Below are 13,729 nucleotides of genomic sequence, written 5' to 3'. Positions count from 1 at the left end.
AGAATAGGTTATCTTTATCTAAAGATGGATGAATACAAAGATGATGCAGGATTAAAAGTAGATAAGAGGACATCAGGCTTTTTAACCAGTAGAGGGGAGTTAAACTTTATCACTAAGACTCAAAAGTCCACATTAATTCCTCGTATAGGTATAGCTAATCACAAGAGGATTACAGGAGATAATAAAGTGGATATGTGGGTGGCAGGTAAGAAGTTTAGTGAAGTAAGTCTTAAAGAAGAAGCAGACGAGACATATGGATTTATAGGGATGAATGCCAATTATTTTTTACGCTCCAATATAAAACTTTACACAGATTCTGAATTTTCCTTTGGTTCTCACCAAAGAAGAGGTTTCCACCTCTCTCTTGGAGTTATTATCTCCCTTTAAATCTATTCCCAATTAAAACTCCCATAAGGAACAAATTATTCTTATGGGAGTTTTATTTTTTGTATCTAAAAGTTTTCTTGTCAAAGTAACTTTAAATAATTAATAGAAAAAGATATGAAAATACTAAAATAAGAAAAACCCAAAAAGGAGTCTTTATGTTAAAAAACAAGGTAGAAGAAGTATTGGATAAAGTAAGGCCAATGCTTCAAGCCGATGGCGGAGATGTAGAGTTAGTGGAAGTAACAGATAATGGTATTGTTAAAGTAAAATTACAAGGCGCATGTCATGGATGCCCTATGGCCCAAATGACTTTAAAAAATGGCATAGAAAGATTACTTTTAAAAGAGATCCCTTCTCTTAAAGGCGTAGAAGCTGTTCAAGATTAAAAAATTTCCCATATCCCAAACTTAACAAAAAGTTTGTGGATATGGGAAAAACATCATAGAATTACCAATTTTTAATTAAAAGTCCTCTAAAAGTAATTCTTGTAAATCTTTACGAGAAGAACTGCCTTTTTGAGCAGGGTGTCCGAAAGCAATTACAGCCATTAATTCTAAATTTTTACAATCTGTTTTTAATATCTCATGAACTTTTTTTTCTTGATTTAAAATTTCTCCTAACCAAACTCCTCCCAATCCCAAATCACAAATAGCTAGCAACATATTTTGAATACAGGCTCCAATTGCTTGAGCATCTTTTATTTTATGATAAGAGGCTTGTTTGTCTAAAAAAACAACAATTAACACCTTAGCCTGCCTAACAATAGACGCATATTTTGTACACGTTGCCAATTTTAATTTTCTATCTTCATCAGTTACTACTAAAAATCGCCAAGGCTGATTATTCAAACCTGAGGGAGCCCACTTTCCTGCTTCTAAAATTTTTAAAACATCTTCCTTTGAAACATCCTTGTCTGTAAATTTACGAATACTTCTTCTTTGCAAAATGGCTTCTAAAACTTCCATAACCTACTCCCAATAAAGGATATGTCCTAACTTTTTTTTATTTAAACTTAAGAGTACACTAAATTATAAAAAATAAAAACACAATATTTCTTTATACGATTATAATTTCTAAAAATTCAATTAAAACACCCGAATAAACTCATTTTTATTTACAAATGTTCCATCTCCTAGCTGTCCATATTCATTATTTCCTGTTGCCCATATAGTATCATCTTTTTTTAATACTAGAGTATGATAATAACCTGCTACAACATCCTTCACACAACATAAAACCTCTACAGGTAAAAGTCTATTTTTATTGTCTCCTGTTCCCAACTGCCCGTATTCATTATTACCTACAGCCCATAAAGAACCATCTGATTTTAAAATCATAGTAAATCCTACTCCTGCTGATACTTTTTTTACATCATTCATTATTTTTACTGGAGTAAATTTATTTTTTCTACTACCATCTCCCAATTGTCCATAGTCGTTATTACCTAACCCCCATAGAGTGTAATCTCTTTTCACAAATAAAGTAAAAAATAAACCTGCATCTACATATAAAACATTTTCAGCAATTTTAATGGGCTTACAAACATCTTCTTCTCTTGTCTTACCCAACTGACCATATTTATTATTTCCTATTCCCCACAAAACCCCATCTTTGGTTAAAACCAAACTATGTCCATATCCTAAAGCAGCCATTTTAACCTTATTAAAAACTTCCCCATTTTTCTTTTTAATCTTTATGGGAAAAAGTTTATTATACCATTCATTACTAGCCAATTGTCCATGATAATTAAACCCACATCCTAATAGTGTTCCATTTTGCTTTAAAAAAAATGTATGCATTTCCCCAACCCACATATCTCTTACATTATCTATAACCTTTACTGGAAAACGTTTATCTAACACAGTACCAATGCCTAGTTCACCGTGTCCATTACGACCTACAGCCCATAAAGAATTATCTTTTTTTAAAATCAAAGAATAAAAAGAACCTGCCTTAACTTTATCAACATTTTTCATAATAAACTCAAAAGTACCTTTATCAATTATTGAACCATCTCCTAACTGTCCACATTCATTATTTCCTGCTCCATAAAGTTTACCATTTTTTACTATTAAGGAATGCTGAGCCCCTGCTGAAATAGATATGCTAGACGAGTTTTCTGAAAACAATTCAAAATAAAAACAACCACCTACACATGCTAAAACAACGCAACACAACAAAATAAATGCTAATCTTTTGTTCATTTATTCCTCCCTCATGAAATACAAATCTTTTCTAAATTAAAAATTTAAAAAGATTTTGAGAATAACTAGGAGACTACATAAAAACCAAAAAAATTAATCAAAAATAAGTCGATTTTGTTACAAAATTGTGAAAAAATAGAAATAAAAAGTGCTTAAATTTTAGAAGGGGCTTGCTGATATAATAATGACCTATTTTTGCCTTGATCTGGCAAAACAAGATATAAAAGATGCTTTGTATAGTTTATATTATTACATATCTCGTGAAGTTTATCTAAAGATGTTACAATGATTTCTTCTTGAGGCCAACTAACCGCATAACCTATAACCACTGTTGTTTTTTTTGGATAACCAGCATTAAGTAAGACTTTTTGAATCAAAGGGCCTTTTGTAGCAGACAAATAAATAGCTAAGCTACTTTTTGTTTTAGCTAAATGTTTTAAATTTTGGGCACTAGGTACAGGAGTTTTTCCAGATAGACGAGTAAAAATTAAAGTTTGATTTCCATAGGGATAGGTAAAGGGTTTTTTGACCCTAGCAGCCAAGGCAAATGCAGAAGTGACTCCAGGAATAATCTCACATTTAACTCCCCTTTGCTCTAAAAGGGTCAATTGCTCCCAAATAGCTCCATACAAAGAAGGATCTCCTGTATGTAAACGCACAACTATTTTATTTTGGTTATAATGATGTTCTAATATATCTACAATATCCTCTAAACATATCTTAGAACTATCAATCACTTCTGTTGCTTGAGAAGAAGCAAAAATACTTTTAGGCACTAACGAGCCAGCATAAACTATAACATTCGCCTTATCTATCAATTTTTTTGCTTTTACTGTAATAAGCTCTGGATCTCCAGGTCCAGCTCCAATAAAATAAACTACTCTTTCCATTCTATTGTCTACTCTTAATAATTACTAATTTTTTTAGTTCCTTACGTCTAATTAACAATACTTAAACAGAAGATTTATCTTTTTCCTGAGAAAGTATAGACTTTAATGCCAAAAAGCTTTCTTCAAGGGTAGAGCGTTCCTCAACAGGTTGCTGTAAAAATTTAGTAATAGGACCTATAAGTTCTACAGCCTTATCTATTTCAGGATTACTACCTTTAGCATAAGCGCCAATATTTAACATGTCTTCTACTCTCTTATAAGTAGATAAAAAAGATAAGACCTTCTGTCCAGCATGAACTATCTCTTTAGGCGTAACGTCTGTTCTTAATCTACTAATACTCTTTAACACATCAATTGAAGGATAATGCCCTTGATCAGCAAGCTCTCTGGTCAACACAATATGCCCATCTAGGATAGAACGAACAGCATCTGCAACTGGTTCGTTAAAGTCATCTCCCTCTACTAAAACAGTATATATACCTGTTATAGTTCCTTTAGCAGAGGTGCCTGCTCTCTCCAAAAGTCTAGGTAAATGGGTAAATACTGTAGGAGTGTATCCTCTAGTAGTAGGAGGTTCTCCTGCTGCCAATCCCACTTCTCTAGCAGCCATAGCAAATCTAGTAACAGAATCCATCATTAATAACACATCTTTTCCTTGATCTCGAAAAAATTCTGCTACACTTGTAGCTGCATATGCTGCTCTCATTCTAATAAGAGGACTTTGATCTGAAGTAGCTACTACTAATACAGAACGGCTCAGTCCATCAGGACCCAAATCTTTTTCTATAAACTCTCTAACCTCTCTACCTCGTTCTCCAACCAAGGCAATTACATTGACATCTGCTTTTGTATACCTAGCAATCATTCCCATTAAAGTACTTTTACCTACTCCTGAGCCCGCCATAATACCAACACGCTGCCCCTTACCTAAAGTAAGAAGTCCATTTATGGCTCTAATGCCTACATCTAAAGGTTCAGTAATCCGAGGTCGATCTAAAGGAGATGGTGGGCTATTATAAAGGGGATAAAAACTTTTAGGAGTAATTTCTGAGCCATTGTCTAAAAAATGGCCAAAGGCATCAATTGTTCTGCCTAATAAGTCCTCACTAACAGGAATAACAGGTGGATGCGCAGAATTTTTAATTAAGCTACCAGGAGAAATTCCTCTTATATCTCCATATGGCATAAATAAAACTCTATCATCTTTAAAACCAACAACTTCTGCTGGTAGGATTTTCCCATCAGATAAAATCTCACATGTTGAACCCAAAGAGGCCTTAATCCCTTGTCCTTCTACTACTAAACCAACAACCTTGCTAACGCGACCATAAATTGAAGCAAGAGTAATATCTTCTAAAAAATTTAGGCAAGATTTCAAGTCCACTTATACCCTCAACTCAAGCCTAGCTAAAATTTTATCTATTTCTTTTAATCTTTCCTCCACTTGATTGTCGACCAATCCATTACCATTTTCCACAATAACCCCTCCCCTGCCAATATTAGGGTCAGTTTTTATTTGAGCCACATGCAAATTAGGATAATCCTGTTTTATCTGGCTCAATACTTCTTCTAAAACTGCTTTATCTTCAGGATTTACCTTAATACAAAGTTCTTTTTTGTTCTGAATAAATTCCAAAGCCTCCTTAAGAAGTCCTTCTATAACCTGTTCATGCTTTGTTTCTAACACAAAATTAACTACCCTTTCTACAGCCCTTCTTACCAAAAGAACCAAGTCCGTCTTATAAGTAGAAAAAATTTTAAACTTTTCCTGCTCTAATAGATTAAAAAAACTTACCCATTTATCAACTAATTCCTTACGTAAAGTTTTTACTTCTGCTTCTGCTTGTTTCTTACCCGCCTCATATCCCTCTTGAAAAGCTTGTTTTTTTATCTGTTCTGCCTCTTTTAAAGCCTGACTTAATATCTCTTTAGCTTTCTGTTGAGCCTTTTTCTGAGCTCCTTCTAAAACTCTTTTCTGAATTTCTTCTGGCGGCATATAGCTAGGTCTATATTCTATTTCTTCCAGTTCTTTGGATTCAAGGCCAATAATAATTCTTCCGATGTTAGAAATATTTTTAGTATCATTAGACAAGGACATCTCCTCCACCTTTACCACCAATTACAATTCTTCCTTCTGCTTCTAATCTTCTTACCACCTTCACTATATTTTGTTGGGCTGCCTCAACATCTGAAAGCTTAACTGGCCCCATTATTTCTAAGTCTTCTTTAATCATGTTGGCAGCTCTTTCAGAAAGATTAGAAAAGAACTTCTCTTTTAACTCTTCTGAAGCAGTCTTTAAAGCCAGAGTTAAGTCTTCATTACTAATTTCTTTTAAGACCTCTCTAATAGCCCTATCATCTAGATGTAAAATGTCTTCAAAAACAAACATGAGCTGTCTAATTTCTTCTGCCAATTGCGAGGATTCTTCTTCGATTTCTGAAAGCACTTCTTCTTCAATACTTCTTTCCACAGCATTAAGAATTTCTGCCACAGCTTGCACTCCTCCGACCTTTTTCCCTTCTTTTGCTCCAATGGCAATTAATTGACTCTGTAAAACCTTATCCACTTCCAAAAGCATTTCTTCAGGAACAGATTCCAACTTAGCTAAACGCATTAACACTTCTGGCCTTGCTCCTGGAGGTAATTGCGAAAGCAAGTCTGCTGCATGTTCAGGAGGTAAATGACCTATAATGAGAGCTAAGGTCTGAGGATGCTCATTTCTAAGGATCTGAGCTAAAATTTTAGGACTAACATTAGTAAGTTCACGAAAAGGTATTTGCCCAGAGTCTAAATCCAAAGAATCAATTACATATTTAGCTGTTTCTTCATCTACATGCCCAAGCAATTTCTTAACTGCATCTACCCCACCTAAAAGCATTTCCTTGCTAATAGTTAAGGTCTCATTAAATTCCCTTAAAACTTGTTCAGCGGTCTCTTTAGGAACACTTTCCATCTCTACCATAGCTTTTGAAATCTTTGCAATCTCTCTTCTATCTAATCTTTGAAAAACTTGAGCAGCAAAGTCATCTCCTAAAGCCAAAAGTAAAATCGCGGTCTTTTGAATACCTGTTAGCTTATCTGCCAAGTTATGCCCCCTCCTCTTTTAGCCATCTTTTTACAACCTTAAAAGCTCTTTCAAAGTCTTCTGTGGCTAATTTTTTAGCCATTGCTGTTTGATCTTCTATTCTCTTCTGAGCCTCTATAGCCTCTCGCTCCTCTGGGGATAAATCTTCTAAAGCTAAAGTAGGTTCTCCTTCTGGTAGCTCTTCTGCTTCTTCAACCTCTTCACTAACCTCTGGTTTCAAAATAGCCATCACAATTGGCCTTACTACTAATAAAATAAACAGCAAAATAATCAAAGTATTTAGTAAAGGTTTACCAACTAATTGAAAATATTTAAGAGCTCTTTGCATCCAGGAAGATTTTTCTGACACCTTAGGAACACCAAAAGCCAAATTCGTGACCTCTATCTGATCACCCCTAGCTCTATCATAACCAATAGCATTTTGAACTAAAGCTCTAATTCTATCCAAAGTAGCAGCAGGCAAAGGCTGATAAACATACTCTCCTTTAGCATTTTTTACATACTTACCATCTACCACTACAGCAACACTAAGCCTTTTAATCTCTCCCACAGGAGCAATAATCTGTTGTTCTTCTTTATTTATCTCATAATTAGTAACCGAACTACTACGACTAGTTTGCTGGGTTGTCCCAGTGCCACTAAGACCGCTTCCTCTATAAGCTGGCTCAGGCGAGCCTGTTTGTAAATTAGTAGTTCCTTTACTACTTTCCTCTGTTTTTTGTTCACTTCTTACTACAGTAACATCTGGATCATAAAGCTCTTTATGAATAGTCTTTCGGCTAAAATCAACTTCTGCACTTACCCTTGCAATAACCTTATTTCTACCGCCTACAATAGGTGCAAGCAGTTCTTCTATTCTCTTTTCTAAATTTCTTTCTAAGGAAAGCTGATATTCTAATTGTGTAGAAGACAGTCCATTTACAATATCCTCTTTTGGCTCGTATAACACTTTGCCTCTACTATCAGAAATAGTAATTCGATCAGGACTCATGCCTTCTACACCTGTAGTAATTAAATTCACAATACTTCTTACTTGCTCTTTAGAAAGACTGGCCCCGGGTTTTAAAGTAAGTACAACCGAAGCAGACGGTGGCTCACTGTCCTCTATAAATAGGCTTTTTTTAGGTAATACCAAATGTACTCTTGCACTCTCAATCTCATCAAATTCTGAGATAGTTCTGGCCAACTCTCCCTGAAGGGCCCTTTGATAATTAATTTTTTGAACAAAATCTGTTTGACCTATTTTATTTGCATCAAAAATTTCAAAACCTATACCCTGCCCATGCAAAACACCTTGTCCAGCAATAAACAAACGCAAATTATAAACTTTGTCTTCAGGCACTAAAATTGTGTCGCCATTATTGGCAAGTTTATAAGGGACTTTTTGTTTCTTTAAAACCTCTACTACCCTAGCTGCGTCTTCTGGATAAAGGTTTGAATACAATACTTTATAAGAAGTATTATTTAATAATACAAATAAAACAATACCTACAACTAAAATAGAGGCCAGCATTCCCCCATATAATATTTTCTGGGCTAATGTGCTTTTACTCCAAAGACTTTTAATTTGAGCAACTTTTTCTTCTAAAAAAGGAGGCATACCTTTATTCTCCTTTGCCTAAAATTAAAAAGCAAGATGCATAATCTCTTTATAAGCTTCTAAGACTTTATTTCTAACCGCTGAAGTCATCTGCATGGCAATATTTGCCTTTTGTAAGGTTATCATAAGTTCATGAATATTTTGTTCTTCGCCTGCAGCAAATGACTTAATCATAGACTCTTTCTGTTCTTGTAAATCATTTACTTTTTTTAAAGAATTTTTTAATGTATCTGTGAAAGAATTGTCGCTCTTTTCACTCTTTTTAGTCTTCTGAAAATCAAAATCTTGAGTCTGTAAATATGCTTTTAAACCAACAGCATTTATACTACTCATAAGTCCCCCTATAATCTTAAATTACCGCCCTATCTCGAGGGCCTTATTATACATGGTTTTTACAGTAGTAATTACTGAAACATTTGCCTCATACGTTCTTAATGTGGTCATCATATTGGCCATTTCTTCTACAACATTAATATCTGGATAATACACATACCCATCTTTATCAGCATCAGGATGCCCAGGATCATACACTTTTTTAAGAGGTCTATTATCATTAACAATAGCTTGTACTTTAACTCCCTTAATCTCTCTATCTAAAAAAGAATTCATCTCCCGGGCAAAAGGTGTATCCAAAGGAGCTGAACGAAAAATAACTGTTTTTCTTTTATAAGGCCCTCCCTCAGGAGTCCTTGTTGTTTTGGCATTGGCCAAATTCATAGAAATAACATTTAAATGCGTTCTCTCAGCACTAAGACCTGAAGCACCTATATCTAAAGCCGTTAAAAGATCCATTATCTAGCCCCCTCTTGAATAACTGTTTTTAAATTTTCAAAACTCTTTCTTACAATTTGAGCTAAGGTATTATACACCATAGCATTTTTAGCCATTTTAGACATTTCCTTATCCAAATCCACACTATCATCTCCTTGAATAACTCTAGGCTCCAAACTCTTTAATAGCGTAGGTTCTACTTTATTGGGATTAAAAGGAGTGGGTAAATGCTTTTTATTTGTTCTAGTCATCCCTTTTTGTTCTTCTGCCTGCAATGCAGCCTTAAATTGTTCTTCAAATTCCACATGTTTTGCCTTATATCCAGGCGTATCAAGATTAGCTAAATTTGTTGCGACAATATTTTGACGCAACAAATGTAAATCCATTGATTTCTCTGTCCAAGTTAAATAACTCTCAAATAAAGTCTTCATTTCTCTCCCCCTTGGCAAACATACCACCACCCTCTTCTTTGCAACTTATGTTCCAAATTTATAAATATCATTCTAATGTTTAGGCCTTCTATAATGAACCTATGTATTATATACCCTAGCAATCCAAAAACTAAGTTTTCTTCTTTAACTTGATCCTGTAGAAGGGCTTTCTAAAAATTTTAAAAACCAATCAATTTGTACAACACAACACTGTATAAAATAAAACACTCTACTTGTTCTTAATTCTGGCACGCATGGTGCATTAAATTTAAAAAAACATTTTTGGGAGGAGATGTTATGAGTAATTTAGATTATGAAATCAACAAAGAGTTAGGAGAATGTTATCTTTTCATGGGTGAGCTTAGTAAGGCTGAAGAATATTATGAAAAAGCCTGCGCTTCCAATGGTAAACATGCTGACCCCTATCTAGGTCTTGCTACTGTTTATGTGCAAAAAGGAGAATTAGATAAAGCAAAAACTCTTTACCAAAAAACCTTAGAAGTAGATTCTAAAAATGACAAAGCCTATGCTGGACTAGGCTTGCTAGAAGTTGAAGCAGGAGAGCAACAAAACGCATTAAATTTCTTTAAAAAGGCACTTAGTATAAATCCAGAAAACTTGGTTGCTATTTATGGCGTGGTGCAGGCAGCTTATGCTTTAAATAAAATAGAGGAAGCAATTTCCTATTTAGAGGATTATCTTGCCTTAAATCCTACTAAAACTGAAATAAGATATACTTTGGCTGGATGTTTTTATGCCCTAAACCAACATCAAGAAGCCAAAAAGGAGTTAAAACAAATTTTAGATTTTGATCCTGAAAATAAAAATGCCTTAGAATTATTAGAAAAGATAAAATAATAAAATCTCCTCCTTTTTCTGTCCGACAATTGTCGGACAGAAAAAACTTGCGAGCCTAATTTTTTTTTGGCAGGTTTGCTTCAAAAAAGGAGGAGTACGTGGAAATACTACCAATTAAGCGCGCTATTTTAAGCGTAACAGATAAAAGCGGCCTTCCTGAGCTAGCACAGTTTTTACAAAAGCAAGGTGTTGAAATTATTTCAACAGGAGGCACTAAACGAATTTTAGAGCAAAACGGGATAAAGGTTATATCTATAAGTGAAATTACTAATTTTCCTGAGATTTTAGATGGTAGGGTAAAGACACTCCATCCACATGTCCATGCAGGGATTTTAGCAGATAAAGACAATCCACAACATCATGAAACTCTTAAAACTTTAAATCTAGATTTCTTTGATTTAATCTGTGTAAACTTATACAATTTTAAAATGGCAATTGATCAATCCCTTAGCTTGCGAGATGCTATTGAACAAATAGATATTGGAGGCCCAACTCTTCTTAGAGCAGGCGCAAAAAATTTCCATTCTGTATGTGTATTGCCAGATCCTAAATTTTATTCAGAATTCCAACAAGAATACCTAAAACATCAGGGAATAAGCATTGATTTTAGAAAAAAGATGGCAGCTTATACTTTTAATCTTACTTCAAACTATGATCGCATGATTTCTGATTACTTAAGCCATCACACTTCTTAAGGAGACGCCTATTTCTAAGTTACGTGGTAATCTTACAGGTTTAAAACCTAGCCAACTAAAAGAGTTAAATAAATTATACACAAGGCGCTTCCCTTTAGAGCAGCCTTATAATTCTCATCATGCCAGAGAATTGGCTAAAATTAGTCACTCTATTGGCAGACAAATAGGTCTCATTATAAACCGCAAAGGAATTATAGAAATGGTGATAATAGGGGATCACAAGCAAATAGTGATTCCCCATTTAAATAGGACTAAACATGATCCTGCAAGGTTAAGTGGAGTACGTCTCTTACACACTCATCTAGAAAACCAGCCGATAAATGATGAAGACCTGATGGATCTAATTTTTTTACGTCTTGATTCAATAGAAGTATTAACTGTTTCAGCCCAAGGCTTTCCTATATCTTACTCTTGCGCTCATATTCTACCTACAGGTGGAAAAAATAATCTTTATGAGGTATATCCTTTATGTCCATGGGACAAAGTTAATTTTAATCCTTTAGCAACTGCAAAAAATCTAGAAAAAGAATTAGAACGCATTAGTAAATCTGCTTCTCCTACTATTAGAGAAAAACACGCATTACTCATCAGTGTAAGCACTGAATCCAAAAAAGTACAAGAAAACTCCTTAAAAGAGCTAGAAGCTCTTGCTAAAACTGCTGGGCTTAAAGTAAGCGGATACTTTATTCAACGAGTTCAAAAAATCAATCCTTCTCATATCTTAGGTAAAGGAAAATTAGCAGAACTCGAAATTATAGCCTTACAAAAAGGGGCTTCCATTTTAATCTTTGATTGCGAGCTATCTCCTTCTCAATTAAGAAATTTAACTAACATTACAGAACGCAAAGTTATTGACCGGACTCAGCTGATTTTAGATATATTTGCTCAACACGCAAAGAGCAAGGCTGGGCAGCTTCAGGTAGAAATGGCTCAGCTAAAATATACCTTGCCACGTCTAATAAAACAAAATCGAGCTTTTAGTAGGCTTGCAGGAGGTATTGGTGGCAGAGGCCCTGGAGAAACCAAACTAGAAATAGATAGAAGAAAAATTAGAGAAAGAATTAATAAAATTAAAAAAGAGCTTGATAAGATCAAAAGGCAGCGCCAGACTGCAAGAAATTTACGTGAACGGTCTCAAATTCCAATTGTAGCATTAGTAGGATATACTAATGTAGGTAAATCAACTCTTTTAAATACTCTTACTCAAAGTAAAGTACTTGTAGCGGACAAACTCTTTGCTACTCTAGACCCCACTAGCAAAAGAATGCGTTATCCTAAAAATAAAGAAATAATTTTTACAGATACAGTAGGTTTCATTGCTCATTTACCAAATGACCTTAAGCAAGCATTTTCTGCAACTTTAGAGGAACTACGCCCTGCAAATTTACTTTTACATGTAGCAGATGCCAGCCATCCTCAGTTAGAAAATCAAATCAACGCTGTTAAAGAAATTTTAAAAGAACTTAACTTAGAAGATAAAACAACCTTATTAATTTTAAATAAATGGGATAAATTAACTGCTGATCAGCAACAACAACTAAAAAACAAATATCCTTCAGCTTTTCCAACTTCTGCTTTAAACAAATTTGGTTTAGATAGATTAACCCAAGAAATTTTAAAAAAGCTTTTTTAGAATTTATCTATTTCTTTCGCCAAGACTTTTCAGTGCCCGCGATTAAGCGCTCGATATTTGCCTTATGTTTTAAAATCACAAGCCCTCCGAGAACAAGAGTAAGAGGCATATAGGATATTTTTTCACTAAATAATAAAAGCATGGGCAAAACTGTCACTAAAAAAATAGAACCAACAGAGATATAACCTGTTATCCAAACAGCAAAAACAAAGAAAATCAAGCCAATTAAAAGAATTTTTGGAAAAAGAGCTAAACAAACTCCTACTGTTGTAGCAACTCCCTTTCCACCCTTCCCATACAAAAAAACAGAAAACATATGTCCACTTACAGCAGCAAGCGCAGTTAAAGACAAAAACCAGGGAGAATTAGAAATAAATGATCCAACGAATACAGGAAGAAATCCTTTTAATAAGTCTAAACCAAGCACAAGCAAACCATATTTTAACCCACAAACCCTGCAAACATTTGTTGCTCCTATGTTCTTAGAGCCATGTTGCCTAGGGTCTACCTTGCAAAACACCTGACCAATTAATAAACCAAAAGGAAACGCTCCACATAAATAAGCTAATAACCACCATGTCAAATAAACCATCCCTTTTTTGCCTCCATACTTTATAAGTAAATAATTCTCTTCCTCCTCTACTATTTGCTTTCTTTTACTTATCTCCTGAAAAATTGTAAATTTTTTTATTTTTTAAAAATTTTCTTGCCAAATCAAAGAAGTTTCTATAAAAGGATGTCCTCGCTGGTGCCGAGGTAGCTCAGTCGGTAGAGCAGGGGACTGAAAATCCCCGTGTCGGCAGTTCGATTCTGTCCCTCGGCACCATTTAATTAAATAGCAAGGGATTACAGCTATAGCTGTAATCCCTTTTTTACTTTGTTTAAACTTAAACTTTTACTTTTAAAGGGAGATAATAACTCCAAGAGAGAGGTGGAAACCTCTTCTTTGGTGAGAACCAAAGGAAAATTCAGAATCTGTGTAAAGTTTTATATTAGAACGTAAAAAATAATTGGCATTCATCCCTATAAATCCATACGTCTCGTCTGCTTCTTCTTTAAGACTTACTTCACTAAACTTCTTACCTGCCACCCACATATCCACTTTATTATCTCCTGTAATCCTCTTGTGATTAGCTATACCTATACGAGGAATTAATGTGGACTTTTGAGTCTT

17 protein-coding genes and 1 tRNA gene are annotated in these 13,729 nt (G+C 34.4%); 6 read left to right on the top strand and 12 right to left on the bottom strand.

Features of this window, described 5'->3' with window-relative positions:
- Together BLP60_RS10435 and BLP60_RS10430 are read left to right on the top strand one after the other, a co-directional pair.
- Nucleotides 1-387 (top strand): autotransporter domain-containing protein (locus BLP60_RS10435; RefSeq protein ID WP_159427733.1); only part of this gene is annotated, 387 nt, incomplete at its 5' end.
- Nucleotides 388-542: 155 nt separating this feature from the next.
- Nucleotides 543-773, top strand: a complete 231-nt coding sequence (locus tag BLP60_RS10430) for a NifU family protein (RefSeq protein ID WP_092066734.1) — start codon at nt 543-545, stop codon at nt 771-773.
- A 75-nt stretch (nt 774-848) separates the two neighbouring features.
- On the opposite strand, the gene BLP60_RS10425 is transcribed toward BLP60_RS10430, so the two are convergent.
- From BLP60_RS10425 to flgB, 10 genes are all read right to left on the bottom strand, one after another.
- On the bottom strand, nt 849-1,352 hold the full coding sequence (locus BLP60_RS10425) for a nitroreductase family protein (RefSeq protein WP_092066732.1): 504 nt from the start codon (nt 1,350-1,352) through the stop codon (nt 849-851).
- Nucleotides 1,353-1,472: 120 nt separating this feature from the next.
- Nucleotides 1,473-2,591: an RCC1 domain-containing protein gene (locus BLP60_RS10420; RefSeq protein WP_092066730.1), complete on the bottom strand. Its 1,119-nt coding sequence runs from the start codon at nt 2,589-2,591 to the stop codon at nt 1,473-1,475.
- A gap of 152 nt (nt 2,592-2,743) precedes the next feature.
- Nucleotides 2,744-3,481 carry a cobalt-precorrin-4/precorrin-4 C(11)-methyltransferase gene (locus BLP60_RS10415; RefSeq protein ID WP_092066728.1) on the bottom strand — a complete coding sequence of 246 codons (738 nt, stop codon included), beginning with the start codon at nt 3,479-3,481 and terminating at the stop codon, nt 2,744-2,746.
- Nucleotides 3,482-3,542: 61 nt separating this feature from the next.
- Nucleotides 3,543-4,865: a FliI/YscN family ATPase gene (locus tag BLP60_RS10410; protein ID WP_092066726.1), complete on the bottom strand. Its 1,323-nt coding sequence runs from the start codon at nt 4,863-4,865 to the stop codon at nt 3,543-3,545.
- On the bottom strand, nt 4,866-5,579 hold the full coding sequence (locus BLP60_RS10405) for a FliH/SctL family protein (RefSeq protein WP_092066724.1): 714 nt from the start codon (nt 5,577-5,579) through the stop codon (nt 4,866-4,868).
- The gene (gene fliG / locus BLP60_RS10400) at nt 5,566-6,567 is read right to left on the bottom strand and encodes a flagellar motor switch protein FliG (protein WP_092066722.1); all 1,002 of its coding nucleotides are present in this window, start codon (nt 6,565-6,567) and stop codon (nt 5,566-5,568) included. Before fliG ends, BLP60_RS10405 begins: the two co-directional genes overlap by 14 nt.
- 1 nt (nt 6,568) lies before the next feature.
- Entirely contained in the window at nt 6,569-8,167 is a 1,599-nt protein-coding gene (fliF, locus tag BLP60_RS10395) for a flagellar basal-body MS-ring/collar protein FliF (protein ID WP_092066720.1), read from the bottom strand.
- A 24-nt stretch (nt 8,168-8,191) separates the two neighbouring features.
- On the bottom strand, nt 8,192-8,500 hold the full coding sequence (gene fliE / locus BLP60_RS10390; protein WP_092066718.1) for a flagellar hook-basal body complex protein FliE: 309 nt from the start codon (nt 8,498-8,500) through the stop codon (nt 8,192-8,194).
- A gap of 21 nt (nt 8,501-8,521) precedes the next feature.
- A complete protein-coding gene (flgC, locus tag BLP60_RS10385; protein ID WP_092066716.1) occupies nt 8,522-8,959 on the bottom strand; it encodes a flagellar basal body rod protein FlgC in 438 nt (145 codons plus the stop codon).
- Complete coding sequence (flgB, locus tag BLP60_RS10380; protein WP_092066714.1) at nt 8,959-9,369, bottom strand: flagellar basal body rod protein FlgB; 411 nt, start codon at nt 9,367-9,369, stop codon at nt 8,959-8,961. The genes flgC and flgB overlap by 1 nt, the downstream gene beginning before the upstream one ends.
- Nucleotides 9,370-9,666: 297 nt before the next feature.
- On the opposite strand from flgB, the gene BLP60_RS10375 reads away from it, so the two are divergent.
- The 3 genes from BLP60_RS10375 to hflX all read left to right on the top strand — a co-directional run bounded on the left by BLP60_RS10375 (nt 9,667) and on the right by hflX (nt 12,555).
- Nucleotides 9,667-10,227 carry a tetratricopeptide repeat protein gene (locus BLP60_RS10375; RefSeq protein ID WP_092066712.1) on the top strand — a complete coding sequence of 187 codons (561 nt, stop codon included), beginning with the start codon at nt 9,667-9,669 and terminating at the stop codon, nt 10,225-10,227.
- A 98-nt stretch (nt 10,228-10,325) separates the two neighbouring features.
- Complete coding sequence (locus tag BLP60_RS10370; RefSeq protein ID WP_092066710.1) at nt 10,326-10,922, top strand: IMP cyclohydrolase; 597 nt, start codon at nt 10,326-10,328, stop codon at nt 10,920-10,922.
- A 199-nt stretch (nt 10,923-11,121) separates the two neighbouring features.
- Nucleotides 11,122-12,555 carry a GTPase HflX gene (hflX, locus tag BLP60_RS10365; RefSeq protein WP_234970996.1) on the top strand — a complete coding sequence of 478 codons (1,434 nt, stop codon included), beginning with the start codon at nt 11,122-11,124 and terminating at the stop codon, nt 12,553-12,555.
- A gap of 7 nt (nt 12,556-12,562) precedes the next feature.
- Here hflX and plsY read toward each other — a convergent pair whose 3' ends face one another.
- Entirely contained in the window at nt 12,563-13,147 is a 585-nt protein-coding gene (plsY, locus tag BLP60_RS10360; protein WP_092066706.1) for a glycerol-3-phosphate 1-O-acyltransferase PlsY, read from the bottom strand.
- A 158-nt stretch (nt 13,148-13,305) separates the two neighbouring features.
- Between plsY and BLP60_RS10355 the strand changes: the two genes are divergently transcribed.
- Nucleotides 13,306-13,381 (top strand) — tRNA-Phe (locus tag BLP60_RS10355).
- Nucleotides 13,382-13,456: 75 nt separating this feature from the next.
- Here the strand turns inward: BLP60_RS10355 and BLP60_RS10350 are convergent.
- On the bottom strand, nt 13,457-13,729 hold a 273-nt coding region (locus BLP60_RS10350; protein ID WP_234970995.1), incomplete at its 5' end, for a hypothetical protein.

Source organism: Desulfonauticus submarinus, from assembly GCF_900104045.1.
Lineage (GTDB): Bacteria > Desulfobacterota > Desulfovibrionia > Desulfovibrionales > Desulfonatronovibrionaceae > Desulfonauticus > Desulfonauticus submarinus.
The sequence above is the reverse complement of the archived record's forward strand: the minus strand, read 5'-3'. Positions and strand labels throughout refer to the sequence as shown.